The following is a 25173-nucleotide window of genomic DNA, read 5'->3' on the forward strand; positions in this document are numbered from 1 at the left end:
ACGGGAACGCGCGGGTTTGCCGTGGCGGTGAAGGCTCGGCGTCGTGCAGTTTCGAGCGAAGCTCCGCTCAGTCAACCGATTTAGCCAGCCACTTCTCCTGGTACACCCGCAGGTAGTCGGGGTCTTGGCAGACGCACGTGCCCCGGGAGTCCTTGAGGGCCGGTCGGGTGGGGTACGGGGCCGGACTCCGGAGGACGTCGAAGCCGGTGATCTGCGTCCCGCCGGGGTCGATGCCTGCTGTCCTGCGGACCAGTCGAGCCGCCAGCAGAACTCCGGCGAGTGCGGACTGGTGGGCCAGGGGGACGTGTACGTCCTGTGGAGGGTGTCCGGTCTGTCCCAGCGGAATGACACCGCCACCGCAGATTCCCTCCACGTACAGCTCGCGGATGGGGCGTCCCTCGAACCGGGTCAAGGCGTCCCGGGCGATGCCGAGGCCGGTTGCGATCGCATCGAGCAAGGGCGGGGGCACGGGCGCGCGGGAGTGCAGCAACGTCCGCACTTCTGCGACCAGCGGGTTGATGCCCAGAGCCGAGGCCACGACGGCGTCTTCGCTGGGGGTCTGACCGGTCGGCAGGTACAGGCAGGACAGGCACGCGTCGGTGCGGAAGGCGTGGGTGGATACGCCGAGGTCACCGGGTTGGGTCCAGGCGTTGGCGATCCAGCCCGGGAGCGAGGCTTGGACCGCGCGTCGCGCTGTCGCCGAATCCACGGCGACCAGCGCCGTCTCCCAGCGGTAGCCGTGGGTCGCTGTGAAGCTTGCCCATTCGTGGGGCCGAGGGGTCAAGACCAGACCGTCGGTGGGGGTTCTGGCCGCGAGTTCGGCTTTCCCGGCGTTCTCGTCGGCCCGCGTGGTGAGGACGTAGCGTTGCATGTTGCTCAACTCGACAGACTCGTGGTCGACGAGTTCCAAGTCGCCCCGCAGAGGGCTGCGGCCCAGCGCCCATACCGCCGCCTGTCCGACGGCGCCGCACCCGACCAGCACGGTGGGCCCCGGTAGCGCCCATCCATCCTCGGGGATGTCGGAAGCGGTGATCGGGTCGATGCCGTCCAGGCACGACACGGTGAGGTCGTCGGACACGGGATCCATCTCGCCGATTAGCACGGTCCGGAAGACCGCTGCGGCGGCGAAGCACGCGGCGGCACCGGCGCCGAACGGGATCGCGCTGTCGCCGACGGGCTGGGGAGTGCGGCAGGACAGCAGGGCGGTCCAGGCGTCGGACCCAGCGTGGAAGGTCCGTTCGAAGGTGGGGGCGTCGAGGCCGATGGCGATACCCAAGGTGGCGTGGTCGGTGATGGTGATGTTCGGGTTGACCGCCCTCGCGAGCGTGCTCAGCTCGGTGGACAGGGCTTCTGCGCCGGGGCCGGACAGGAAGGCGACGGTGGGGTAGAGCCGGGCGAGCAGCCTGACAGCGAGATCGGCCAGCGCCCGCCCCTCTCGGGTCTCGGCGGCGTCGCGGCCGAGGGCGATGCCGATGCGGGTATTTCCCAGTGCGGCCTCGAACAGTTGCTCGTCGAACCCGGCGATCACCTGGGAAGCCGCGACTGCGGCGCGACGGTGGTAGTCGGCCAGCGGCATCAGATCACCTGTACCAATCGGCGGGCGGCGTGGTCGCGGAGTCGTTGCCAGCCCGCGGGGACGAGTCGGTAGGTGGCGACGCCGGGGTCTGTGAAGCCGCCTGCCCCGAAGTGCGGCAGCACGATCGACAGGCCGCCCACCTGGGTCACGATGGGGTAGGTGTTGTCGGTGTCGGAGTGGTAGGCCTCGGTCGGGTGGGTGTGCACTTGGACGGCGAGCACCTCGCCGGCTTCGTAGAGCCACCGGTTGAGGCGGTGCAGCTCGTCTCCGTCGACCCGGACGCACAGTCCAGACTCCAGGCGGTAGGACGTCTGCTTCGGGACGTGTGGTGTCCTGATGGTGAACACCTCGCCGGAGAGCACGCCGGTCCACAGCACGAACAACTCGTAGCCGTCGACCCCGGCACCGCGCACCGCGTCCTCGGTCTTCGCGACGACCTCGGCAGGGACGTCGAACCTCCGGACATCGGCCAGCCTCATTGCGGTGGCACCCCTGGGGCGAGGCTCACCCTGGGGTTGAGTTCCACTCGCAAGCCCAGGGGTGCGACGCCGTAGGTGTGGATGACATCCAGCAGGCGGACCAGGGCACCGGCGCCTGTTGCGCGGTGGAGCTCCCACGCGTTACCGCTGTGACCGGGGTGGTCGTGGTACTCCCGCACCCCGGGAAGACAGAGGAAGGGCAGGCTGTCCGGCGAGTAGCCCTGCATCAGCTCCTGGACCTCCATCACCGGGGGACCACCAGGTGATGGAGAGTGGATCTTCCCGGTGCTCTGCATCAGCGTGGTGGGCAGCTGCCCCGTTCGGTACGGCTCGCGCGTGAACGGGTCGGCCAGCCGTACCGAGGGCGGCCGGACGTCGTAGTTGGTGTAGTCGATCAGCACTCCGGTCACCAGCGCCGGGGGAGAGATCTGCCGGGCCGCCATCACCACGAACACCTCGGGGAACGTGGCGTCGACGAGGAACCAGCCCTTCGCCTGGTAGTCGCGCTCCAGCGCGCGGTAGTCAGCCACCTGGCGGTCGAACTTCCGGCGCGAGACCTCCGGGTCGACGTACTGCTGCTCGACGGGCGTGGCCACGGGACTCAGCCGCCGACGCCGGCACGCAGGTTGAGGAACAGCCGGGTGCCCGTGTCGAACCTGAAGCTGCCGATCTTGGCGTCGAGGTCCAGGACCCCGCCCGCGTTGTCCCGCAGCTCCCAGTTCTCCACCGGTTGGCCGCTGTTGTCCGTCTGCGCGAGTGCCCTGCCGATGATGCTGTGCAGCGGGGCGTTGGCGTTGGCCTCCACCGTGGTCGGGGTGCCGTTGACCACCACCAAGAGCTCGACCTTGTCCGGCATCGCCTGCCTCCTCGTCGATCGGTTCAGGCGACGATCCGGGGGTGCCGCTCGGGTGCGCCCTCGGCGATCAGGTGACTGCGCTGTGCGTAGTCACCGTCATCGCGTATCGTTTACCTGTCAGGTGCACGGTATCAAACCATGTACCTGCCGGGTACATGTCTTTCGGCGTTGGGGTGATGATGGAGGTCGGCTTCGCCTCGTTGCAGATGGCCAAGACGTGCTCCTCACCTGCGCAAACACGCCGACAGTGGGGCTCGGTAGGCGCTCGGAAGATCCGCCTGAGACTCGACCAGATGATCGCCGCGTCATCCCTCGCCGAACTTGTCAGCCTCCCCCAGGTGCGCTTGGGGCGGCTCGTCACGGGCGCGGATGAGCGGTTCGTCCTGGACCTTGGCGGTGGCCGGCAGATGGTCGTGTTCGCCGACGAGGACCCCGCGCCCCGGCGTCATGACGGCACGATCGACCTCGGACGGGTGGAGCGCCTGCTTGTCGTCGAGATCACGGAGCCCGGTTGACCCGACAATGACGACGCAACCGACACAATGGCCGCGAAGCCGCGCCGAAGATCGGTGGAGTGCGGAGACGGTAGGCGACGGGGCATGACCGGGTTCGTCCGCGGCGTCTGCTGTCTCCCGTGCCCGAGGAGTGGAGGAACGAGGAGGTGACATCGATGGCAACGACGCACGCCGGTTCGACCGAACGGTACCGGTACGAACCTGTGGAGGTCCTCCCCCCAGGGGAGACCCTGCGGGAAACGCTTGATGCACTGAACATGAGCCAGGCACAGCTGGCGGTTCGCGCGGGCCTGTCCACCAAGCACATCAACCAGATCATCCAGGGCCAGGCGGTGCTCACCCACGAGACCGCGATCACCCTCGAACGGGTCACCGGTGTGCCGGCTCGCTTCTGGAACGAACTCGAATCGCGCTACCGAGATCACCTGACCCGTGAGCTGGAACGCGAGAAGCTCTCCGCCCACGTCGAGTGGCTGAAGCGGATGCCGATCGCGGCGCTGCGCAAGCTGGGGAGGATCACCGCCGACCACACCGACGAACCCCGCGTGTTGCAGCAGGCCTTGAACTTCTTCGGGGTCGCCGGGATCGAGGCGTGGGAGGAGGTGTGGGCGAACCCGGCGGCCAGCTATCTGAAGTCCGCGGCGTTCACGGTGGACCCCGGCGCCATGGCCGCCTGGCTGCGACTGGGGGAGATCGAGGCGACGGGCATCCGGTGCGAGCCGTTCGACCGGGCACGACTCAAGAGCGTGCTGCCCCAGTTGCGCGAGTTGACCGTGCTGCCTCCTGCGGAGTTCGAGCCGCGCATGAGGCAGCTCTGCGCCGACGCGGGTGTCGCGGTCGTTCTGGTGAGGGAGATCGCGGGCTGCCGGGCCAGCGGCGCCACGCGCTGGCTCTCCCCGTCGAAGGTCGTGGTGCAGCTCAGCCTGCGCGGCAAACGCAACGACAAGTTCTGGTTCGCGTTCTTCCACGAACTCGCCCACGTGCTCCTGCACGGCAAGCGCAGCGTGTTCATCGAAGCCGAGGACATCGCCAAGCCAGGGAACGGATCCTCCGACGAGGAATCCGAGGCGAACCGGTTCGCGGCCGACCTGCTCATCCCGCCCGCGTACCGGAGTGAACTGATCAAGCTCAACCCGTGGAACTCGCGCCAGGTACGCGCGTTCGCGGACCGGCTCGGTGTCGCACCCGCGATCGTGGCCGGCCGGTTGCAGTTCGAACTCAAGGATTACCGGTTCGGCAAGGAACTGTTCGAGAAGTACGAGCTGGTGGACTGACCTGCCCGGAGTGGTCCAGCCCAGAGGGCTCCATGGACGGTGGAGGCGATCCGGTTCGCACGAGCAGACGATTTCCTGGGTGACGGCGTGGTGTCGCCGCGACCCATCACCGCCGAGAGCATGATCACCGCGACCGGTCGCCAGTTGACCATCGGCCGGACCACCCGGGACCCCGGTCAGGCCGAGCGTTCGTCCAGCGCGTCGACCAACCTGCGACACCGCGCCGACCACCAAACCCGAACCCGCCGCCTAATGCAGCGGCCCTCTTGCTGCAGCCTCCATCTTCCTGTTCTGCCACAACCGCTTCCCAAGGCGAAACCAGTCCCGTATGAACCGCGGTCGCCAGGTTCCTAAGGGCCGTCACGTTACTCGGTGATGGGTCGTCTGGACGGATCGGGGATCATGATCGAGTGCAGGTGATCTCGGCGTCCCGGTCGGAGCGGATCGCACCCTTCACCGGTCTGCAGCCAGGGCAGTTCCGCAAGCTGGTGCGGGTGGTGGCCGAGCGAGGCGGTGACGCGATCGCGGACGGGCGTCCCGGCAGGCAGTGGCGCCTGGACCTGGCCGACCGGGTGCTGTTGGTGGCTACTTACTGGCGTACCAACCTCACGATGCGGCAGCTCGGTCCGTTGTTCGGGGTGTCGCACGCCGCGGCGCACCGGGTCATCGACACCGTCGGCCCGCTGCTCGCCCTGGCCCCGGTGAGGCGCCGCCGGATCGACCAGGTCGCCATCGTGGACGGCACCCTGGTGCCCACCCGCGACCACCGCCTCGCCGCACGGTCGAAGAACTACCGCTATCCGACCAACCTGCAGGTCCCCATCGACGCCGACACCCGCCTCGTGATCGCCACCGGCGACCCGCAACCCGGCAACCGCAACGACTGCACCGTCTACCGCGACTCCGGCATCGCCGACGTACTCGACGGTCGACCCGTCACGGCCGACGGCGGCTACCAGGGCAACCCCGAAGCGGTCATGCCCTACCGCAAACCTCGCGACGGCACCGTGTTGGCCGACTGGCAGGAAGACCTCAACACCGTCCACCGGTCGATCCGGGCCCGAGCCGAACACGCACTGGCCCGCATGAAGAACTGGACCATCCTGCGCGACTACCGCCGCGCCGCCCACACCCTGCGCGACACCGCCTCCACAACCTCGCCCTCATTGGCTGACCAGCGACACCGCGAACCATCACTGCAAGACCAGTTACGTGACAGCCCTTAGCCAGCTACGGGGAGCGCACGGCTCAGCAGGAGCGCGCCGGACCGTCAGACTCCAGGATCCTCGTCATCAGGCTGGGCCTGCCCCGGACCAACCGCCCACTGGTCCTCAGTCATCCCACCGAGTTCGGCAAGCACCCGCGCCGTCGAGATGCCCGTCCAGAGATCTCCATTCGCCAGGCGGCTCCAGCCGTGATCGAGTTGACCGCTTCGAGCCGCCTCAACCAGTTGAAGCGCGTCGCCAGCAAGGTGCTGATGATTACACCGCGCACGGAAGTCGATGAAGAGCTGAGCCTCGCCGGCCACTGGAACGAGCAGCAGCGCACAAAGCAAGCCGCGGTCGTCGAACCAATCGGGCTTTTCATCCCACGGCACAAGACGACCGGGGAAGTCTGGGAAAGAAAAGTCCTCCGCTGTCCGCTGGGCACGGGCAGAGCTGTTGTACTCGGTCGATCGACGGGTGCCATCAAGACCTGCGTCCACGATCCAGCCGAATGGCTCAGGTTCACCCTGGAGACCTGGGATAGCCCATGGAGTTAGTCCGACAGGCGGCTGGGCAACGTCGGTAAGCGAGGCAGGATCGAACGGTGACGGCACAGTCACGAGCGCAACAGAGCCGCCATTTGCCCGCGACAGGGTTGCGATGACGTAGTCCTGCACTTCCACTGGCAGGCTGACGCCTGGACCGCTGACTAGCACCAGTACGTGAATCGACATGCCTGGCGGCGGCGCATCAACTATAACCTGGGATGCCGATGACGTCACCGGCACATCGACCAGCTCGGATTCCGGGAACTGCAGGATGTACCAGGGAGTCCACCCAGGGAGCCTCTCGTCAGTACTGAGTTGCCAACGGGAAAGGGCTTGTCGATCACCTGGCCTAACCTGCGCACGGACAGTGTCAGAAAGCCCATACTGGCCATGCCCCGTTGCCGGATGAAGACTGATCTTGAAGTCTGCCACCTGTGTGCTGGGGGCCAAGTACACGTCATCCTTCGGCTTACCCCCCTCCCTTCCTGTCCAGACTCGCCATTCACTTGATCTGCGACCATCAGTCGACTTGATCACAAAGCGGCAGACGGTTCGGTGAGGCGCAGTCATCGCTCCACGATACTGCGACCGCTGATCCCGATCCATCCCGGCGACCGATCACCGAGTTACGTGACAACCCTTAGAGCGGATCGGCTCTAGCACCTCCCAAGCTTCGGTTTCGAGTTCGTGAACCCGCTCGCGCTGTTGCGGAAACGACAGGCGTCGCCTGAGGAAAAATATGGCGATCGTGACGGCAATCGAGGCCGTCGAGACTGTGAGGACAACGACACTCAACCAAGAGATCGATCCAGTCACTCTGTCAGTCTACTGGCGCGCTTGTGGTCAAAGGTAGGGGATCGCCCGCTTGCTCTTTCGTGTCCAACTGCACCACGGCAGGTCTACCAATCGAGTGAAGACGGTCTTGAACCTACGGCCTTTTTCGCAGACCAGAGCATGGCGCGCCTCGTGAACGTCCCATTCTCGCCTGGTTGACGTGCTGGACGAATCTGCTTGCAGAAAGTTGATTGACTGCTCGGCTGGCTCGACCGGTCGATCAGCGCCCCCGTCCGCAAGGGCAACACCGATTACTGGCTGCGCGTCGCGTCCGAGGACAAGCAGTGGATCGGTGGCGACCTCTGGACGGGCAACCTCGACTCGAACGTTCTCGCCGACCTCGCCAAACCGCGCGTCCTGGACGTGGTCGAGTGGGAGGAATGGCGACAGCAACGCGCCGAGCTCATCACCCGGATGCCCGGCCGTTCCTGCTCACCGACCGATGCAGTGCGCACGGAGGTCGACCTGGCCGATGAGTGGTGGGCCGAGCTGCGTCGCACCACCGACACCGTCGCGGCGACACCGACCGCGCGCGTCAACAGCGGCCAGGACAAGATCACCGAGCGGATCGTGCAACGCTTCGGCGACGCCGTCGATCCCACCGTGCCCGAATGGGGGACAGTCCACGGCGATGTCCACTGGGCGAACCTGCTGTACCCGCGGTTCGGTCTGCTCGACTGGGAATGGTGGGGGCGTGGACCCGCGGGCACCGACGCGGCGACCCCGCTGTGCTACAGCCTCCTGACGCCCACGATCGCGCGAAGGTCTGCGACCAGCACCGCGGGAGGCCGGCGTGTCAGGCAGGTCGGAAGCCGCCGACACTGTCCACCGTGCGGCCGATCTGGTGGATCGCGGGGATCGCCTGGGTGCTCGTGGGGTACTGGGAGAGTCGCTGGCCGCCGATCAGGATTATGGGCCCGCGTGGCGGTGGTTGGCCGCGGTGGTGGACGACGATGCCGATTTTGTAGTAGGACCCAGCCGGTCGCCTTTGACAACCCACAGGACATGCGAGTCGGCCGCCGCCGACTTGTAGGAGCCTGTTCAACCGATCAACTCGTACAGGCGGTCGGGGTCGAGGATGTCGATGCGGTGCCTGCTGGTGCGCACGATGCCCTGCTTCCGCAGCGACCGAAGCACGCGCACCAGCGACTCGCGGGAGGTGCCGGCGATGCTGGCCAACTCGCCCTGGCTCAGCGCTGCAACGCCGGACGAGTTGGCGGCGCGTTGCGAAGCGAGGTCGAACAGGACGGTGGCCACCCGCTGGGTGGCCGTGCCGCTGAGTTGGGTGCGTTGCCTGGTCAGATCGCGTTGCCGTGACACCAGCACGCTCAACACGGCCCATGCGATGGGCGGCTGCCGGTGGCACAGCTCGGCGAACCGTTCGGCTGGGATGAGCAGTGCGGACATCTGTCCCAGCGCGCGTGCGGTCGCCGAGTGCGGTCCACCGTCCACGGCCGATCGCTCTCCCAGGATGTCGCCGGGTCCGCGAACGGCGAGCACCTTTTCGTGACCGCTCGACGAGGTGGTGGTGACGCGCAGCAGACCAGTGCGTATGACCAGCACATGCCGGGACCGCTCGTCTTGCCGGTAGACGACGTCGCCGGGATCGAAGGTCCGCACGGTGCCCACCGAGTTCAGCAGGGCGTGTCCGGCAGGGTCGAGTAGTTCCCAGAAGCGCGGTGGATTGGGCTCTTCGTAACCGGATCGTGCCGGCGTGGAACTGAGCCGGGCATCCTCGGCATCGTCATTGCGCGCGGAGGCGCGCTCCGACGTGTGATGGAGCGCGGTCGGGTGACTCGGCGTCTCGATCACCGACGCGGCAGTTCCGGTGCTCGTCCGGTCGGCCTTCACGGCGTGTATGTCTTCTGGCGACAGGGTCTGCGGTCCGGGCGTGTACGAGTCGGGATTCTGACCTGCCGCGAAGGCGGGCGTGGTGTCGGTCAACGCGGCGAGGAAGCGCCGGCCGCAGCCGGCATCAGCACTGTCGGATACCACCGCAGGGCCGAAGGCAGTCGTGCTGTCGGCCAGAGCGGCGAGCAACCGGCGACCAACGCTGTCACGCGCCATGGTCGTCACCTCGATCGGCTGTCCGGTGATCGTCCTGCTCTTCTTGCTGATCGTCGTCTTTCGTCGACGATACGGTGGTCAGGGCGTACGAGCCGGCTTTCTTCACCAAAGCGACGGCGGCAACACCGGTTCCGAAGGCGACGAAGCTGTTGGTCACGATCAGCGAATCAGCTAGCGCACCGGCGGTAAGCGCGCCGAGCCCCAGGTGGACGAGGATGGAAGCGGCGTACACACCTCCGCCCGGTCCGCGCGGTCGGGCCCAGGGCCAGCCCTTGACCCGCCGGCTGGCTTCAAGGAAGACCACCCCGCAGTTGGAAGCCGCGCCCACCAGCCCCCACAAGGCGTATTGCCACATGCGGCAAGAAGGTACCCGCGGTATCCGGTTCGAGGCATCCACCCATCAGGTACGACGGAAGCGGGAAACGCCAAGGTGCCTCTGTCGAACGTTCGGCTCTGTCGGTATGTAGATGATCAACTACCTGGAATGGGTCACGACCTGGCACCCGGTTGGAACAGCATGGCCGCCTTCATCCCGTGCTGATCGTTAATAAACGCGGGATCAAGACCACTTCGTGCGGTCGAAAGGTCATAGTTGCTGGTCAAGCGGCATATTGTACTCGTTCGGGATGCGGCCCAGCGGCCCAATCCAGTCGCGGGCGAGGGTTGATCCGGCGCAGTACGGCGACCTCGTGCCGCAGTACCAGCAACTCCACGTTCTTGGCCGCCGATGACCGACCGAGCAGAACCAACCAGCCAACAACCCGGACGAAGATCAGGTAAGCAGTTGTAGCGCCACGCCTCACGATCATGCTCCTGCAGCACGTGGTGCGCGATCGCCTCAGCTCAGCGCCTCGGTGCAGAGTTCTGGCACCCCACAGGAAGCGAGGCGGACACCTGCAAGGGCAAGGATTTCGTCCAACTCCGCGACGAGGCCATCATCCGGCTGTACTACAGCACCAGGGCCCGCCTCTCCAGCGCGGCGGCGGAACGCGCCAGCCCCCGCTCGCGCGTGGAAGACGTTGCCTTGAGGGTGAGGTCTTTCACCCACGTGGGACCACCCCCGCTCGCGCGGGGAAGTCAGGGGCTGCGGTTCCACCGGGTGCAACCGCGACGGACCACCCCCGCTCGCGCGGGGAAGACAGATCCGGTGCGCCGAACTCGGGCCACCAGGCGGGACCACCCCCGCTCCCGCGGGGAAGACCGCGTGATGAGGTCGAACGCCTCGTTGGCGTCCGGACCACCCCCGCTCGCGCCGGGAAAACGTCCGGGATGGCCACGCCGGTGCCGGTGTTGACCGGACCACCCCCGGCTCGCGCGGGGAAGACCGCGGCTCATCAGAGCGGACCTCCAGGTAGCCCGGACCACCCCCGCTTGCGAGGGGAAGACCCGCCGCAGTGGCCTCCATGTGCGACTCAGCGCGGGGACCACCCCCGCTTGCGCGGGGAAGACTCGTGGTGCTCGATCCACCGCCACACCTCGGTCGGACCACCCCCACTTGCGCGGGGAAGGCACTTCTTGACCAGCTACTTTAGGCGGTGGATCACCGTTTTAGCATCGGTTTGGTTCTGGGCGGGCGCTTCATGTTGAGTCGCCTCTCGAACGGAGCTTAGGCCCGTCGGGTCGGTGAGGCGTGGACGGTCAGCCGAGTGGGAGTCGTCGCTGTCAACGATCATGGTGAGGGCTCGGTCAAGTTGCGGTGGGCGCTGGTGCGGTTGCCGTATCGCGACAGCGCTTGGCCGACGGTGGCAGGCGGAGGCCTTTTCGGGTGGTGAACGAGCGTTGGTTCGTTGTCAACCGGCTGACGTACTTAGCGGGCCGCGTCGTGTCGGTCGGCTTCGGTCTTGGCGCCGGTTCCGAGCGCCCGTCGAGTTCCTCGGACGTCCCTGACCTGATGCCTTGTGGACGGCGTGGTTGGACGATTCCGCTTGACGTGGATTCGAACGTGTGTGCGACGAACCTGTGGTGGTCCTTCCCCGGCCTGTCGGGCTGTCGCCCGGAGCGAGTGTGGCGCAGGTTTGATGGTCGGGGGTGGGTTGTGGATCGGCGTGAGTACGAGCGGATGGTTGATCGGTTCCGGCGGTTGGTGGCGCCGTTGCCCGCGTGGCGGGTCGATGAGTGTGACGGGTCGCCGGTGTTGGTCGACGACGCGCTGGGCGGTGGTGGTGTGCTGCTTCGGGTCGACAACCGGTGGAACCTGTATCTGGCGCGGTATTTCGAGGCGGTGGACAAGGACCGTCTGCTCGCACTGGTGGCGTTGCTGGAGGTCGTGCCGCCGGACGGGCCGGCTCACCGGGCGGGGGTGGCGTTCCTGCGGTCCCTGCGGTTGGGTGACGAGTCCGGCCCGATGGGGTGAGGCCAGGGCGGCGGAGGTGTCGGGTCAGTCGCGCAGGATCAGTGGTTCGGTCGGCAGGTGGCCGTGGAGGATCTGGTGCAGCAGTTGGGGGAGCTGTGTCGGGAGGAGCTTGTCGGTGCTGTGGGTGAGGTCGTCGAGGGTGTGCCAGCGGCGTTCGATGAGGCCTTGTTTCTCGTTGTCGGTGGGTTTGAGTGGCAGTCGGGGTGTGGTGGTGGTGGCGCGGGCGAGGTAGACGTGGTCGATGCGGTGGTGGTGGTGTCCGCGGTAGTGGAAGTGGCTTTCGCGGATCCACAGTTTGGGGCCGAGGTGGTCGAGGTGGATGCCGGTTTCTTCGGCGACTTCGCGTCGGGCGGCCTGGGTGGGGGTTTCGTCGGGGTCCAGGCCGCCGCCGGGGAGTTCCCACCAGTGGTGGTGGGGTTGGTCGGGGTCGCGGGCGTGGATGAGCAGGACGCGGTCCTGTGGGTCGAGCAGGAGTACGCGTGCGCCGATGCGCGGGGTGGTGCTGGTGGTGGTGCCGGCCATCCGTGCGGTGTCCCTCGGGGGTGTGGCGGTCGGGGGACGGTGGCCGGTGGGGCGGTCAGAAGAGCGTGAATTCGGGTTCGTCGTGCGGGGTGGCCACCGTGGTGGGGTCGGACGTTAGCAGCCGGGTGGTGGGGGTGGCGGCGAGGGTGACGGCGAGTCCTGAGTGGTCGGTGAGCCGGGTGCCGTCTGCCGCGTGTGACCGGGTTTCGTGGATGTAGTCGCAGGTCTGGAGTGTGTCGGCCAGGGTCGGGCTGGCGTGGGCGTGGTCGTAGCGGTAGCCGAGTTCGGGGCGGCGGGCCCAGCTGTGTTCGACGCGGTCGGGGTGGTGGTGGCGGTAGAGGTCGGTCAGGTCGCAGCGTCGGGTGAGGTCGCGGTAGAAGTCGTACTCGAACGGTGCGAACTGGCCCCGGTGGGGCGGTTGGTGGTCGGGTTCGAGGACGTTGAGGTCGCCCAGCAGGAGTACCGGTAGGTCGTCGCGGGTGGCGTCGAGGGCGGCAAGGAACCCGGTGGTCCAGCGTTTCTTGCGTTCGGTCTTGTCCAGGGAGGCGTCGCGGGAGGGCACGTAGGCGCCGAGCACTCGGATGGGGCCGTGGTCGGTGTCGACGACGATCCCGGTCGCCCGTGCGGGCAGGTAGTCGAGGTGGTCGGCGAGCCGGTCGGGTCGGGCCGCGACCTTGCTGACGATCATGACGCCGAGTTCGCCGTCGGCGTGGTCGGGCATGGTCACGGTGTGGCCGGCGGCGGTGAAGGTGTCGGCCAGGTGCCGGGTGCCGGGGGTGGCTTTGGTCTCGGTGAGGACGAGGACGTCCTCGGGCCGGGTGGCGAGCCAGGCGAGCTGTCGTTGGGCGCGGTCCAGGGAGGGGGCGCCGAGGTTGAGGGTGAGCAGGCTCAGGGGCATGTGAGGTTCTCCTGCGCGGTCCTGTCGGTCGCGTTCGTCGTGCGGGCGTGGGCTGATCGGACGAGGTCAATGATGTGCTCGGCGGTCCGGTCGGGGTGGGCCGTGGTGGTGTCGATCGTGACCACCGGCCAGCCTCGTTCCGTCAGGTAGTCGACGGCGTGGTGGTAGCCGAGTGATTCGCGGGTGCTGCTGTCGTCGGCGCGTTCGAAGCGGGAGTGCGCGCCGCGGTGGTGGAGTCGTCGTGCGATGACCTGCGGGTCGGCGTTGAGGATCACGGCGAGGTCGGGGCGGTAGACGCCGTGGTTGATGGTCCACACGGTGTCCGCGTCCAGGCCGTCGAGTCCTTGCAGGACCAGGGAAGCGGGCACGTACCGGTCGCTGACCACGATCGCGCCGTCGGCGAGGGCGGGCAGGATCTCGTCGGCGAGCTGGTGGTGGCGGTCGCCCGCGCACAGGTGCGCCAGGGCCAGGCCGCGGTAGATGTCGGTGCCGTGGCGGATCAGCTCGCCCAGCGGGGTGCGGGAGGGCTGGGTGGTGCCGTGGACCGTGGCGCCGGTGGCGGTGAGGAGTTCGACGACGCGGGCGACGGTGGTGGACTTGCCGACTCCGCCGGGGCCGTCGACGGTGATCAGCGTGCCTGGCAGGCGGGCGGTGTCGAGGGTGGTCATGCGGGGGTCAGCGGCAGCAGCCGCCGTCCTTGCGTGGGGACGGGGCACTGCTCGGTGTCGACCTCGCCGATGCGTCCGCCGTCCGCGATCACGGCGGCGGGGCAGCCTTTGCCGCAGCCGTCGCCGAGCGCGCAGGAGCCGCAGGTGGGGTTGGCGCCCACCTTGTAGCGGTCGTGGAAGCGGTAGTCGTCCAGGCGCGCGGCGAGATCGGCGTCGGTGAAGACGTTGCCGACGATGAACTCGGTGTCGGCGTGCTTCGAGGTGGGGGTGCGGGCGGCGAAGACGAGGTACGGGCAGACGGTGACCTCGCCGGGGGTGAACACGTAGAGGATGGTGCCGGCCTCGCAGCCCGCGAGCGGTTTGCCCTCGGTGTTGGGGAAGCGGATGTGCGCGATGTCCAGGTCCGGGCCGTCGAATCCGATGGTGCGTTCGAAGATGTCCCGCATGTGCAGTGTGGTCTTGGCCAGCGTCCGCTGCGACTTCACGCCGCGGCCCATGCTGCCCAGCGGGTTGAGCAGCACGTAACGGGCGCCGTGCTCGCGGGCGAACGCGCACAGCTGCGCGTATTCCTCGTTGCGGGCCAACGTGTTCGGCGTGCACAACAGGCCCTGAAGCAACCCGGCTTCGGCGAGCCGCTTCACGGTGGCGATGGTGACGTCGAACGAGGCGCGGTCGCCGCGGAACCGACCGTGGGACTCGGCGGCGAACCCGTCCAGCGACACGTTGCAGTGCACCCCGCCGACCGCCGCCAGCTCCGCGATCCGGTCGGCGTCCAGGGTCGTGGCGTTGGTGCAGATCCCGACCTGCATCCCGGCGTCGTGGAACGCCCGCACGATCGCCATGAAGTCCGGGTGCAGCGTCGGCTCGCCACCGGTCAGGGTCACGCGGGTGACCCGGCACTGCGCCAGCCGCGGCACCACCTTGTGCACGATCTCGTCCAGGGGCATCTGCCTGCCGACCTTGGTGGCCGAGACGAAGCAGTGCGCGCAGTGCAGGTTGCAGTCCTCGTTGATCTGCACCAACGCCTTGCGGTGCGGCGGGTCGACGGTGGTGCGGAAGTAACACGACGACGCCTGGTCCGGTCCGATGATGCTGCGTGCGCTCACGGCTTCGACCTCCACATCTCTCGGCACGGGAGAAGGTGCCGGTGACTGTGGACGGCTGATGAACCGCCCAAGTAGATGTTCGGTCGAACAGTAGCAATGCTTAAGATGTCCAGGCGGACATCGTTGGGAAAGTTTGATTGTCGTTGCGCGCATCGACAATCCGGGTGTCCGCCCGGACATCACACGGACGTCGAGGGAGCGCATGTGACCGCCGCCAGGACACCCGACCACGACGCCGCATTGCTGGCCGAACTGCTGGACTGCCCGCCGCACCTGCTTGACCTCAGCCTCGACCAACTCCGCACCCTGGCCATAGTCCGCGTCACCGGCAGCGCCCAACGCGCCGCCAAAGCCCTCGGCCGCGAGCAGTCCAGCGTGCAGAAGCAGCTGGACAACCTCAACACCACCGCCGTCCGCCTCGTCGGCGAAGCGCTTGTCCTCAAACAAGGTCGCGGCAAGGACTACGCCTTCACCGCGTCCGGTGACGAAGTCGTCGACCTCGCGATCAGCCAGCTGCGCGGGTGGAACGACCGGCTGCACCACACCCGACGCCGTGTCGGCTCGACCGTCACCGTCGGCACCACCGAGTTCACCGTCCAGTTCCTCGGCAGCATCTGGCCGGGCCTGCGCACCGAGTTCGAACGCCGCGGCATCCAACTCAAGATCGAACACGTCCGCACCCGCGACCTGTGGGCACGCCTGGACGCCAAACAGGTCGACCTGGTCTGCGGCAGCCTCGCCGCCGAACACGGCCAACCCGTCGCCCTGGACTACGACTTCATCGAATGGCACCGCGAACGCGTCGCCCTGCTCACCAACCTCACCACCCGCGAACTACCCGACACACCCGTCCCCGCCGACACCCTGCGCGCCCTGCCACTGCTGGTCCCGTCCGCCGGGCTGCTCGCCCAGTTCCTCGGCCGCTGGTACGGGCCCGACTACCGCGGCGTGCTCAACGTCGTCGCCGACATCGACTCCCTCAACTACGGCCTCACCCTGCTCGACAACGAACTCCTCCACGGCGCGATGCTCACCACCGAACGCGTCGCCCACGCCGCCGTCACCGGCACACTGCCCGGCACCAACCTCCGCAACATCCCCCTCGCCCACGACTACAACCCCGACCTGCAGATCGTCACCGGCATCTTCGCCCGCCCAGGCGAACGCGACCGCTACGCCCCCGACCACCCGCTCAACCTCCTCTGGACCGCCTTCGCCAACGCCACACCCACACAAACCACATGACAGGCCATCGAGGCGAAGACGGATCGGCACACCGTTCAACAACGGTGCGAGGCGCAACCCGCGCTCTTGCATGTGAAGAATGGATGACCTGATCGGCGTAGATCGTGGCCAGGGACTCGAAGGGCGGACCACCCCGCTCGCGCGGGGAAGACCTGCACTTACAGACAGGATGCCGATCGAAGCCGGGACCACCCCCGCTCGCGCGGGGAAGACGAGGGCGACCAGGACGCGGACGAGCTGTACCGCGGACCACCCCCGCTCGCGCGGGGAAGACACCCCGGCGATCGGCTGACCGGAATCCGATCACGGACCACCCCCGCTCGCGCGGGGAAGACGCGGTCACGGTCACGGAGACCACCGGGCGGCCGGGACCACCCCCGCTCGCGCGGGGAAGACGTTCGTTTCCCTGGTCGCCCGCGATGCCAATATGGACCACCCCCGCTCGCGCGGGGAAGACACGAGGAACGCGCCCGCGACCAGCCACACGACCGGACCACCCCCCCTCGCGCGGGGAAGACACGTCCCCACACGGGTGCGGTATGCGCGATTCGGGACCACCCCCGCTCGCGCGGGGAAGACTTCGGGTGGCCGCCGTAAAACCAGGCTCCCGAGGGACCACCCCCGCTCGCGCGGGGAAGACGGGAAGGGACGATCCCCGCGCGCGATGCCAGTGGGACCACCCCCGCTCGCGCGGGGAAGACACTTCCTGACCAGCTACGTTACGCGACGAGTCGCCGTTTCAGCATCGGTTTGGTGTGGGGACCGCTCTACGATAAATCGCATCTCGAACCGGCCTCCGGCCCATCGGATCTCCGCAGCGAGGACATGAACGCGCTTCCGGATCGGAATCGATGCCAGGGATCAAGACGAGGGCGCGGTCGTGGTTGACGATGCCGACGAACGGCTCGGCGAAGCCGTTTCCACCTGGCGAAGTCTTCACGACGTCAACAACGGCCTCGGTCAGGACCGTGTCGAACGAGGTGGTGAACCGGCCTGCCCGGTCGCTGATCCGGAAACAAGGGGTTTTCGCCCGGTCGCCGAGGTCTTGAACCAGGTTGCAGTGGCTGTCACCTCACCCGTCCGCGTGTCTGGTCAAGGCAGTGTGACACCGCTCAGAACACGTCGGTTTCTTGCCACTGCACGCAGGTCGGACGTTTGCCTGTCTCGAGCAGTTCGTGGAGGGCGGCCCTCCACAACTCCAGGGGCACCACGGCGTTGTCCGGGAACTTCGTCCGGGTCGCCTTGTCCATGTACAGCGCAGGTGCGCTTGTCCGCGGGTGGACGGTCGGGGCCAGCGACATCCAGCTGTCTCCGCCCTCACCCGACACGTCGGCATCCGGTGCGAAGTCTGCCGGGCCGCTGCACAGGATCGCCCCGATACCCGCGTGTCGGTTTGCGTCGATCTTGACCTCGTGGTCGGGGTACCTGCCGTCCATCAGCCGAGGCCGGTCTCGCACGGTGAGCACCGGTGGGTGGGGCTGCGGGTGGTCCTGGATGTAGTCCAGGATCCGGTCCAACGCCTCCTGTGTGGTGACGACTTCCGGTTCGCCTCCGTCGCCGCAGCTGTCATCGCGGTAGTACCAGATGTTCAATGCGGCACTAACCGAGGACTCCTTCCAAGGAATTCACCGGAACCGGCGACGCCGACATCGAAGACCTCTTCGACCGCGACTTCTACGGTGCTCGATCGCGCAGGCCGCCTGTTCGGCAAGCTCTACGCGCTGATCAAGTAACCCGTCCAGAACGCCAGCGGCCCGCCGCGCCTGGTGCGGCTGACCACTGCGTCTCCACTTGAGCAATGGGCGACGCACTGTCATCCCAGCGTGGACGATTGAGATTGTCAGGCATCATTGATCACAGTCAGTTGCCTTCGGTCGAGAACACCGACTACTTGATCATTGAAGCCTGCCAGTCTCAAACGCCGTAACGCGATCGCCACCTCGGATGCCGTGATCACGGCGGCGCAGGTGCCGGACGGACTGGCCGGGCTGCTGGTGGAGTCCGTAGGCCCGTCGCTGAACGACCCCGAGCAACGAGCGCACAAGCCCTCCTGTTGCGCCGGACCGCGTGGGTGCTGTTGGAAGGGCACGGGTTGCCGCGTCAGCACCTGTACTTCTCCGCTGGGCGGACCGGTGGCCTGGCCCCACCTGCTGGGTGTCGAATTGGAGCTATCCCGAGTGAGCGCCTGCCGTCTCCGGACATTCCGTCAGCGTGCTGTTCGGCAACGCTGTCCGGTTACGCGGGTGTGCCGGTACGCGTGGCGAACGCGCGCAGGCCCGGCAGGGTGTTCGCGGTCGGGTGCCGCAGCAGACTCGTGGTGATCTGCTGGATGGGTTTGCGGTAGCGGACCTCGTCGGGGGAGGCGTGTTCGGCGGCCAGCAGCGCGCGGTAGCACTGTTCGGGTTTGCCCCAGTGGTGGAACGAGCGGGCGACATCGGACCAGTAGCGGGCGCGGCGCTCGACCAGCGGGATGGCTGTGGGGTCGATCCGTCGTGCGGCTTCGACGGCGGTGCCGAAGTCGCCCAGGACGCGGGCGATGCTGATCCGGTACAGCCCGATCGCGGTGGGGCCGAAGGCGGTGAACCGGTGGTTGGCGTCGGCGCCGAGCCGCGTGGCGGTGTCGACGGCTTCGGCGAGCAGGTCGTGGGCGGTGTCGCGGTCGCCGTCGACAGCGGCGGTGTAGGCGGCGGTGGACAGCAGCGACCCGTACACCGACAGGTATTCGGGTCCGCGGTGCAGGTCGGGTTGCAGGGCCGTGGCGGTGTCGACGACCAGGCGTTGCGCGGTGTCGGCGTGTCCGGCGCGGCGCAGCACGATCGCCCAGGCCCGGCGTACGGCTGCCTGGGTGAGGACGTCGTCGGTGCCGTGGGAGGCCTGCAACGCCCGGTCGGCGGTGGTCCAGGCGAGCCGGTCGTCGCCGAGCTTGATCATCAGCTCGGAGGTCAGCGCGTACAGCTCGGAGAGCATCCCGTTGGCCGCCGCGTGCCCGCTGCCCGCGGAGGTGTCGTTGCGGGTGGCCGTCGCGGTGGACAGCAGGCCGGGGAGCCGGTCGGCGACGTCGGTGTAGCGGCCGAGTTGGAACACCGACTGCGCGGCGGCCATCCGCTGCCGCAACTGCGGCAGCGCGACCGGGACGCCTCCGGGCGCGGACGGGTCGAGCAGCGCGTTGCGCAGCACTGCCACCGGATCGCCGGCGGCGAAGGCCTGAGGGGAGGTGGTGCCGAGCACCGCGGTTCCGGCCATGCCGGTCAGTCCCGCCAGCAGCGTGCGTCGGCGCATCGGATCGGTCCCCTCGCCCGGCATCAGGATCACGCCGACCCTAGCGACGGGTGCCGGCGCACGCACCGACCGTCGCGGGGTGTCGGCCAGCCCGAGCAGGGCTGGCGGGATGTGCAGCGCGTCGACCAGGACGCGCAGCACCCGCACGTCGCCCAGCGGCTGCTTGCCGCGTTCCATACGCGACAACGTCGAGACGGAGTAGCCGCACCGGTCGGCGAGGTCGGCGAGGGTCAGGTGGTTGGCGCGGCGGACGCCGCGCACGACCGCCCCGAGGTCACCGGAGTCGACGGCGGCGCGGACCTCGTCGGTGTGCCAGATCGCACGCGGTGGTTCCATCGTCTGCGCTCCCCGCATCAGACCCAGGACCTTGGAGCGTAGCCACCTGGTCACTGTCCGTCCCAGCAGATTTGCGCACTTCGCAAACCTGTCCGCCGTCATCGGCAACACCGCAGGTCAGCGGCGTGGGCCGGGTGTGTCCTGGAGGCTGCTGCGGCAGTCCACCCATCCCTGCCGCGGTCGGAGGGACACGATGACCACCCCCACGACACCGTCAAGACCACCCTCGGCCACCACCGGTCGGGAGCTGACCGCGGCCGAACTGGACCGCGCGGGCCTGCTGCACGCCGAACCGGACATCGTGATCAGCCGGTTCGCGGTGTTCGTGCCCGCCGACGAGCTGGGCGAACCGCGACCGGTCGTGATCCGCTCCGGCGCGGTGATCGGTCCGTTCGCCGTGGTCCACGGCGGCACGACGGTCGGCGAGCAGGCCCGGATCGAGGAGCACACAGTGCTCGGCAAGCCCGAGCTCGGGTACGCGGTCGGGCGCATCCGGCCCGGCGTCGGCGGCGGCACGGTGATCGGCGCGGGCGTGGTGGTCCGTTCCGGCGCGGTCGTGTACGCGGACGTCGAGATCGGGGTGAACACCTTGATCGGGCACCACACGCTGCTGCGCACCGCCGTGCGGGTCGGCGCGGACACCCAGCTTGGGCATCACCTGACCGTGGAACGAGACACCCTCATCGGCCGGGACGTGCGCTGCTCACCCGGCTCGCACATCACCAGCTCCGCCGTGCTGGCCGACCGGGTGTTCCTCGGCGCCGGGGTGCGCACGATTAACGACAAGACCCTGACCTGGCGCGACCCGTACCGCGAACCGACCCTGGTGGCACCGAGGTTCGACACCGGCGCGAAGGTCGGCACCGGCTGTGTGGTGCTGGCCGGGGTGAGGATCGGCGAGCACGCCCTGGTCGGGGCCGGCTCCCTCGTCACCCGCGACGTCCCGCCCGGCGCGCTGGCCTACGGCCACCCCGCCCGCGTCCACGGGGAGGCCCGGTGAACGCCACCGCCCTCGGCGAGGCGGTCGCTGGCTGGCTGCGCCCGCTGCACCCCGTGCTCGACCCCGCCGACCGGGTTGACTGGACCCGGCTGGAGGCGCTGGCCACCGCATTGGACGAGACCCTGGCCGCCTACCCGGTGGGCGGGGACCTGCCCGCCGGGGCCGAACGCAGCCGCCGGCTGCTGGCCGTACGACGGGAGCTGGCCGTCCGGGGCCACATCGACACCCGCAACCACCTGTTCCGGGTGTTCGCGCAGTTCGTGTGCGGCTACCGCGACATCGACCTGCGCGACGCCACCGGACTGGGACACGGTGTGCTCATCGCCCGTCACGGCAGCCCTCAGACCCGGCGGGCTTGGCTGCCGCACCTGCTGGCCGGTGAACTGGCCGGGATCGCCGTCACCGAACCGCACGGCGGATCCCGCCCGGCCGCCACCCGGACCCGCGCGGTGGTCGCGGCGGACGGCACCTGGCTGGTCTCCGGTCGCAAGACTTGGATCAGCCGCCTGGCCGAAGCCTCGGTGTTCCTGCTGTTCTTCCGCGCACCGGACGGCCGACTGGCCGCCGCCGCGATGGACGCCACCGCACCGGGCCTGCACCGCCAACCGGTCCCGCCGACCGGACTGGCGGGCTGGACCTGGGGCATCCTCGACCTGGACGCCGTGCCGGTGCGCCCGCAGGATGTCCTGCACGGCGACGGGATGATGGTGCTGCGCGAGCACTTCGCCGGCTACCGGCCCCTGGTCACGGCCACCGCGTTGGGCGGCGCGGCGGCGGTCTTCGACACCGTTACCGCCACACTCGCCGCCCGACAGGCCACGGGTGATCTGCCCCGGCTGCGGGACTCGGCGCTGATCACCCTCGGCCGCACGCACGCCCAACTCGTCACAGCGCTGCTCGGCGCCGCCGCGGCGTCCCACCTGGCCGACGCCGGGCACGAGAACGCCGAACTGTGGGGCGCGGCGACGAAGGCGCACGGCGTCGACACCGCCGACTCCGCCGCCGCCGAACTGGCGCTCCTGCTGGGCGCGGCCGGGTTCCGCGCCGACTGCCTGACCGCCAAGACCCGCCGCGACCTGGGCGGACTGCTCTACGCCGACGGCATCCACGACAGCCTGTTCCGCGCAGCGGGCAGACACCACACCACCACGCGGGACGACACCGTGATCCCGGTGCCGCGTCCCGAGGCGGAGTCTGCCCCGACGACCGCCCGATGATCGCGTAGCCCTACCACGGCAAGGGTCGGCGCAGCGCTGGACTCAGGCGATGCGCCGGCCCTGCTCGCACAGCACGGTCACGCCCTGCTCCACGGCCTGCAACGCCGCGGCGAGGCGGTCGGCCAACAACGGCTTTACCCTGTCCCGCGCCTCGGTGAGTGTGTGGAAGCCGGCGGAGACGATCTCGCCGTCCGGGAACACCATCCCCACCAGGTCCGTCTCGTCCAGCACACCGCCGTCGAAGACGAACACCACACCCTCCGGTCGGGAGTCCTGCGGGCGCACGTAGTCCACCACCAGCAGCCGACCCAACGGCCGGTCCCAACCCAACTCCTCGGCCAGTTCCCGGGTCGCGGTCGCCCACGGCGACTCGTCGGCCTCCACCGCACCGCCGGGGACCTCGAAGTTCGGCTTGTAGGAGGGCTCGACCAGCAATACCCGACCCGTCCGGTCGCGGAACAACACCCCGGCGGCCATCCGCTTGCGGGCAAGACCTGCCACGTACTGCTCCACGGGCAACACAGCGGTCGCGGCAGGCCCACCAGACTTCGACGCGGTCACCTCCGGCACCCTAACCACCCGACCGCCAAGCCGCACACCAGGGACCGTGTCATGCCCGCGCGGCGGGGCAACAGGTGGAGCAGGTCAGGTACCCGGCCATCGGCTCATGCGGGGTCGTCCTCGTAGACCTCTTCCTCGATCGTGTCCGGGTCGCGCGCGGCCGCAGGCCGCCGGCGAGGTCGGCGGCCAACAGGCGCGTCCGTCCGAGTATCGGAACCGCCGGTACTCACCCAGGCTTTGGGGCCTGGCAGTGTGACGCCGTCGGCGTCGGGCACGAGCGAGTGCAGGTTGATCGTCGTGGCGGTGGCACAGTTCTCGACCAGTTGCCGGTGGCCGATCTTCACCGCGGGCACCGAGTAGAGATTGGCCTAGTAGGAGACCGGGCAGTCCTTGCGGACGTGGCGCAACGTGTCGGTCGGTCACCACGTAGGGCTTGGCCGGGGTCGCGCAGCGCGGCGTGATCACGCGTGGCGCGCTCGCCGATCACCTGCCGCGCGTGCGGTGGGTTTCTGCCCGCCGCTTCGGCACCAGGCGAGGAAAGCCGCGTCCAGGTCGTCGAGCGAGCTGAACGACCGGCCGGCACCTCGATGTCGATGTCGTAGTGCCCGGCGAACGCCAACGCTTCCGGATCCAGCGGCACCGCCTTCCCGGGCTCGACGTGCCCGCATGACCGTCTTGGTCCGGTCGTCGTTGAACAGGGTTGGTGGGCTTGGTTCTCTGATGGACCACGTATCGACCGCATCGGTGCGGTTTGCAGAGTGTAGTTATCGGAGCGCACACCGTAATTGTCTAAGTACTCTCCGGTGTAGTTTGGCTCGAAGATCTATGCAAACTGGTAGCTGCCTGGTAGGAACCGCCTGGGGCCCAAAGGTTCTACCTCACTTGATCTTTAAGTGAGGAGTGTCTGCATGTGGCCTTGGCTCATCGGCCTATACGTCCTGTTCTCCGCCGCGCTGGCATGGCGCGCGACCGGCGTGGCGATCCACAGCACCGATCCACAGCACCGATCCACAGCAACGCAAGGATGCCTGGAGAGTGCTTGCCTTCGTCTGGGGCGGCGGTACCGCGGGGTCCGGCATCGCGGCAGCTGCGGTGCGTCTGTACGAGCTTGGTGTACTGCCGTGACTTGGCGGTTGAGCCGGTGGAGCACCAAAGTCGGCCAGGTGGCCTGAGCTGCGGCTAGGCTGCTGTGGATTCCTGCTCCATGACCTCTCGGCGGTGGCCAGCGCTGCCGTGAGATCTGCCAGCAGCGTGGGCCGGAAGCGTGCCGCTGCCCAGGGCACAGGCGTCGACCAGTCGGTCAGTTCGCGTGTTTGGTTGGTCGGTGAGGAGTTCGCGGCAGCCGCTGCGGCCGAGTATGTCCCGGGCGGCGTATCCATCTCGTGCGGTGGTGGCGTGGTCAATCAGGTCAGCGGCGATCCGGCGCGAAGGTGGATCGTCGACGGTGCCGATGGCGTCTACGAAGGACAAGCCCAGCCGCGTGCGGAGACCGTCAAGTCGGGGTGCAGTCTCCGCGCCGGCACCATCAGCAGCCGCGCTTGGTCATCTGCCGCGCACCCTGATTACGGCCGTCGTTACCGGATTAGGCCTTGCGCCTGGAGCACGACTCGCCGACCGGGTGCTCAGGCGCACAACTTGAGGTGATGCGCTGACAGGACCTGAGCATTCGACACTGATAGAACAGCCACCCGCCGCCAGTGCCGCTCCCCGGCCGCCCGCCAGTGGGTGCGGTTGTTGTACGCGCCGCACGACGCGGCAGTGTTCGGCGTTTGAGCCGGTTCGGAACTCATCGCTGGCTGATGTAGGCGTCGGCTAGGCGCGCCTCCCATCTGGGTGCTAGCACCGTGGGTTGTCCGAAAGTGGCGCGGAGGTAGGCGCGGCCCAGTGCGACGGCGGTTTCCCTCCAGCGCTGCACGACCCATCCGCCCAGTCGACTGATGCGAAGCGCTTCGGTTGCTGCCGCCGTGGGCGCGATGAGTTCTCCGAATCCCGTGAGGCGCTCGAAGTGCTCGATCGTGGCCGGTAGCGGGTCTGGCAGGTCGATCACCCACTCAAGGTCGGCGATCTTCTTCTTGGTCGCCTTCTCCTCGGCGACGCGTTTGGTGTACGCGGCTCGAATGTCGGCGACTTCTGCCAGTAGACCGGGGAGGGTGACTGCGCAGGCGCTCCAGTCAGTGTGGGGAACACCCGCTACCTCTTCCAGTGCCCGTAGCGTGGTGACCGCTTCGGCCGGGTCCCAGGCCAGTAGCGCCTTCTGCTTGCACAGCGTGAGCAGGCTTCGAGCGGTCTCCGCTTCGGTCAAGGCCGTTGCGGCGGGCTTCACCCATGCCCCGGTCTTCAAGCCCTCGGTGTCGAGATGCCAGATCGCGACGGCGTCGTCCTGACCGGATCCGGCTCGGCAGACGATCACGTGTCCGATCATGGTGCGGCCATCGCCGGCTCGGGTGGGCAGCAAGCCGAGGGAGCTGTGCTCCAGCGGTTCGGTGGTCATCGTCTCTCCTACGCATGGACGTGCTCAAGACACCGTCCACGCGGATGACCTTCGCCCATGACGTGTCCATCGCCGTGGCGCGCCGTTCGTTTCACCGCAGCACCAGCAGGACCGGGCGTGTCCATGGTCGCAAGGACGTGACA

Annotated in this window: 23 protein-coding genes and 1 CRISPR repeat array; of the genes, 7 read left to right on the forward strand and 16 right to left on the reverse strand. The window is 68.2% G+C overall.

Going from position 1 to position 25173, the window contains the following annotated elements:
• Window positions 1-67 precede the first annotated feature (67 nt).
• From F4560_RS04930 to F4560_RS04945, 4 genes are read right to left on the reverse strand one after another with little or no spacing between them, the layout of a single operon-like run.
• On the reverse strand, window positions 68-1576 hold the full coding sequence (locus F4560_RS04930) for an E2 ligase fold family C protein (RefSeq protein ID WP_184916828.1): 1509 nt from the start codon (window positions 1574-1576) through the stop codon (window positions 68-70).
• Window positions 1576-2055: a Mov34/MPN/PAD-1 family protein gene (locus tag F4560_RS04935; RefSeq protein ID WP_184916831.1), complete on the reverse strand. Its 480-nt coding sequence runs from the start codon at window positions 2053-2055 to the stop codon at window positions 1576-1578. The genes F4560_RS04930 and F4560_RS04935 overlap by 1 nt, the downstream gene beginning before the upstream one ends.
• The gene (locus tag F4560_RS04940) at window positions 2052-2651 is read right to left on the reverse strand and encodes a putative metal-binding protein (protein ID WP_184916834.1); all 600 of its coding nucleotides are present in this window, start codon (window positions 2649-2651) and stop codon (window positions 2052-2054) included. The genes F4560_RS04935 and F4560_RS04940 overlap by 4 nt, the downstream gene beginning before the upstream one ends.
• 5 nt (window positions 2652-2656) lie before the next feature.
• Complete coding sequence (locus F4560_RS04945; RefSeq protein WP_184916837.1) at window positions 2657-2911, reverse strand: DUF2604 domain-containing protein; 255 nt, start codon at window positions 2909-2911, stop codon at window positions 2657-2659.
• Between the two features lie 293 nt (window positions 2912-3204).
• Here F4560_RS04945 and F4560_RS04950 point away from each other — a divergent pair, with 293 nt between their 5' ends.
• From F4560_RS04950 to F4560_RS04960, 3 genes are all read left to right on the forward strand, one after another.
• Window positions 3205-3426, forward strand: coding sequence for a hypothetical protein (locus F4560_RS04950; protein ID WP_184916840.1), 222 nt, complete (start codon window positions 3205-3207; stop codon window positions 3424-3426).
• A 155-nt stretch (window positions 3427-3581) separates the two neighbouring features.
• Complete coding sequence (locus F4560_RS04955; RefSeq protein WP_184916843.1) at window positions 3582-4700, forward strand: HigA family addiction module antitoxin; 1119 nt, start codon at window positions 3582-3584, stop codon at window positions 4698-4700.
• A 410-nt stretch (window positions 4701-5110) separates the two neighbouring features.
• Complete coding sequence (locus F4560_RS04960; protein WP_376775272.1) at window positions 5111-5926, forward strand: transposase family protein; 816 nt, start codon at window positions 5111-5113, stop codon at window positions 5924-5926.
• Window positions 5927-5970: 44 nt separating this feature from the next.
• Here the strand turns inward: F4560_RS04960 and F4560_RS04965 are convergent, their stop codons facing one another.
• From F4560_RS04965 to F4560_RS04975, 3 genes are all read right to left on the reverse strand, one after another.
• Window positions 5971-6885 carry a hypothetical protein gene (locus tag F4560_RS04965; RefSeq protein ID WP_184916846.1) on the reverse strand — a complete coding sequence of 305 codons (915 nt, stop codon included), beginning with the start codon at window positions 6883-6885 and terminating at the stop codon, window positions 5971-5973.
• A gap of 1443 nt (window positions 6886-8328) precedes the next feature.
• Complete coding sequence (locus F4560_RS04970; RefSeq protein WP_184916849.1) at window positions 8329-9354, reverse strand: Crp/Fnr family transcriptional regulator; 1026 nt, start codon at window positions 9352-9354, stop codon at window positions 8329-8331.
• Window positions 9344-9709 carry a hypothetical protein gene (locus tag F4560_RS04975; protein WP_184916851.1) on the reverse strand — a complete coding sequence of 122 codons (366 nt, stop codon included), beginning with the start codon at window positions 9707-9709 and terminating at the stop codon, window positions 9344-9346. The genes F4560_RS04970 and F4560_RS04975 overlap by 11 nt, the downstream gene beginning before the upstream one ends.
• A 1704-nt stretch (window positions 9710-11413) precedes the next feature.
• Here F4560_RS04975 and F4560_RS04980 point away from each other — a divergent pair.
• On the forward strand, window positions 11414-11707 hold the full coding sequence (locus F4560_RS04980) for a hypothetical protein (protein WP_184916854.1): 294 nt from the start codon (window positions 11414-11416) through the stop codon (window positions 11705-11707).
• A 24-nt stretch (window positions 11708-11731) separates the two neighbouring features.
• On the opposite strand, the gene F4560_RS04985 is transcribed toward F4560_RS04980, so the two are convergent.
• Genes F4560_RS04985 through F4560_RS05000 form a run of 4 tightly spaced genes read right to left on the reverse strand, consistent with a single transcriptional unit; the run spans window position 11732 to window position 14901 of the window.
• Entirely contained in the window at window positions 11732-12229 is a 498-nt protein-coding gene (locus tag F4560_RS04985; RefSeq protein ID WP_184916857.1) for an NUDIX hydrolase, read from the reverse strand.
• A 55-nt stretch (window positions 12230-12284) separates the two neighbouring features.
• Window positions 12285-13127 carry an endonuclease/exonuclease/phosphatase family protein gene (locus F4560_RS04990; RefSeq protein ID WP_184916861.1) on the reverse strand — a complete coding sequence of 281 codons (843 nt, stop codon included), beginning with the start codon at window positions 13125-13127 and terminating at the stop codon, window positions 12285-12287.
• On the reverse strand, window positions 13118-13795 hold the full coding sequence (gene tmk, locus F4560_RS04995) for a dTMP kinase (RefSeq protein WP_184916864.1): 678 nt from the start codon (window positions 13793-13795) through the stop codon (window positions 13118-13120). The genes F4560_RS04990 and tmk overlap by 10 nt, the downstream gene beginning before the upstream one ends.
• Window positions 13792-14901, reverse strand: coding sequence for a radical SAM protein (locus tag F4560_RS05000; RefSeq protein ID WP_312868471.1), 1110 nt, complete (start codon window positions 14899-14901; stop codon window positions 13792-13794). The genes tmk and F4560_RS05000 overlap by 4 nt, the downstream gene beginning before the upstream one ends.
• A gap of 204 nt (window positions 14902-15105) precedes the next feature.
• On the opposite strand from F4560_RS05000, the gene F4560_RS05005 reads away from it, so the two are divergent.
• Window positions 15106-16146, forward strand: a complete 1041-nt coding sequence (locus F4560_RS05005; RefSeq protein ID WP_312868473.1) for a LysR family transcriptional regulator — start codon at window positions 15106-15108, stop codon at window positions 16144-16146.
• A gap of 124 nt (window positions 16147-16270) precedes the next feature.
• Window positions 16271-16847: direct repeats of the CRISPR family, unit length 28 nt; unit sequence GGACCACCCCCGCTCGCGCGGGGAAGAC.
• Window positions 16848-17258: 411 nt separating this feature from the next.
• Here F4560_RS05005 and F4560_RS05010 read toward each other — a convergent pair.
• Together F4560_RS05010 and F4560_RS05015 are read right to left on the reverse strand one after the other, a co-directional pair.
• Complete coding sequence (locus tag F4560_RS05010; RefSeq protein WP_184916873.1) at window positions 17259-17738, reverse strand: Imm1 family immunity protein; 480 nt, start codon at window positions 17736-17738, stop codon at window positions 17259-17261.
• 643 nt (window positions 17739-18381) lie between these two features.
• Window positions 18382-19761, reverse strand: a complete 1380-nt coding sequence (locus F4560_RS05015; RefSeq protein WP_184916876.1) for a helix-turn-helix domain-containing protein — start codon at window positions 19759-19761, stop codon at window positions 18382-18384.
• A 193-nt stretch (window positions 19762-19954) separates the two neighbouring features.
• Here F4560_RS05015 and F4560_RS45405 point away from each other — a divergent pair, with 193 nt between their 5' ends.
• Entirely contained in the window at window positions 19955-20761 is an 807-nt protein-coding gene (locus tag F4560_RS45405; protein ID WP_184916879.1) for a hypothetical protein, read from the forward strand.
• Window positions 20758-21978 carry an acyl-CoA dehydrogenase family protein gene (locus F4560_RS05025; RefSeq protein ID WP_184916882.1) on the forward strand — a complete coding sequence of 407 codons (1221 nt, stop codon included), beginning with the start codon at window positions 20758-20760 and terminating at the stop codon, window positions 21976-21978. The genes F4560_RS45405 and F4560_RS05025 overlap by 4 nt, the downstream gene beginning before the upstream one ends.
• 42 nt (window positions 21979-22020) lie before the next feature.
• Here the strand turns inward: F4560_RS05025 and F4560_RS05030 are convergent, their stop codons facing one another.
• From F4560_RS05030 to F4560_RS05040, 3 genes are all read right to left on the reverse strand, one after another.
• Window positions 22021-22539, reverse strand: coding sequence for an NUDIX domain-containing protein (locus F4560_RS05030; RefSeq protein ID WP_312868476.1), 519 nt, complete (start codon window positions 22537-22539; stop codon window positions 22021-22023).
• Window positions 22540-22643: 104 nt separating this feature from the next.
• A complete protein-coding gene (locus F4560_RS05035) occupies window positions 22644-22892 on the reverse strand; it encodes a hypothetical protein (RefSeq protein ID WP_184916885.1) in 249 nt (82 codons plus the stop codon).
• Window positions 22893-24325: 1433 nt separating this feature from the next.
• Entirely contained in the window at window positions 24326-25030 is a 705-nt protein-coding gene (locus tag F4560_RS05040) for a DUF6218 family protein (RefSeq protein ID WP_184916888.1), read from the reverse strand.
• Window positions 25031-25173: the final 143 nt, after the last annotated feature.

Source organism: Saccharothrix ecbatanensis (genome assembly GCF_014205015.1).
Classification (GTDB): Bacteria; Actinomycetota; Actinomycetes; order Mycobacteriales; family Pseudonocardiaceae; genus Actinosynnema; species Actinosynnema ecbatanense.

Coding starts and splice junctions, on each gene's coding strand:
- F4560_RS04930 (WP_184916828.1), bottom strand. CDS start 1,576: ATGCCGCTGGCCGACTACCACCGTCGCGCCGCAGTCGCGGCTTCCCAG.
- F4560_RS04935 (WP_184916831.1), bottom strand. CDS start 2,055: ATGAGGCTGGCCGATGTCCGGAGGTTCGACGTCCCTGCCGAGGTCGTC.
- F4560_RS04945 (WP_184916837.1), bottom strand. CDS start 2,911: ATGCCGGACAAGGTCGAGCTCTTGGTGGTGGTCAACGGCACCCCGACC.
- F4560_RS04950 (WP_184916840.1), top strand. CDS start 3,205: ATGATCGCCGCGTCATCCCTCGCCGAACTTGTCAGCCTCCCCCAGGTG.
- F4560_RS04955 (WP_184916843.1), top strand. CDS start 3,582: ATGGCAACGACGCACGCCGGTTCGACCGAACGGTACCGGTACGAACCT.
- F4560_RS04970 (WP_184916849.1), bottom strand. CDS start 9,354: ATGGCGCGTGACAGCGTTGGTCGCCGGTTGCTCGCCGCTCTGGCCGAC.
- F4560_RS04975 (WP_184916851.1), bottom strand. CDS start 9,709: ATGTGGCAATACGCCTTGTGGGGGCTGGTGGGCGCGGCTTCCAACTGC.
- F4560_RS04980 (WP_184916854.1), top strand. CDS start 11,414: ATGGTTGATCGGTTCCGGCGGTTGGTGGCGCCGTTGCCCGCGTGGCGG.
- F4560_RS04985 (WP_184916857.1), bottom strand. CDS start 12,229: ATGGCCGGCACCACCACCAGCACCACCCCGCGCATCGGCGCACGCGTA.
- F4560_RS04990 (WP_184916861.1), bottom strand. CDS start 13,127: ATGCCCCTGAGCCTGCTCACCCTCAACCTCGGCGCCCCCTCCCTGGAC.
- tmk (WP_184916864.1), bottom strand. CDS start 13,795: ATGACCACCCTCGACACCGCCCGCCTGCCAGGCACGCTGATCACCGTC.
- F4560_RS05015 (WP_184916876.1), bottom strand. CDS start 19,761: ATGGAACCACCGCGTGCGATCTGGCACACCGACGAGGTCCGCGCCGCC.
- F4560_RS45405 (WP_184916879.1), top strand. CDS start 19,955: ATGACCACCCCCACGACACCGTCAAGACCACCCTCGGCCACCACCGGT.
- F4560_RS05040 (WP_184916888.1), bottom strand. CDS start 25,030: ATGACCACCGAACCGCTGGAGCACAGCTCCCTCGGCTTGCTGCCCACC.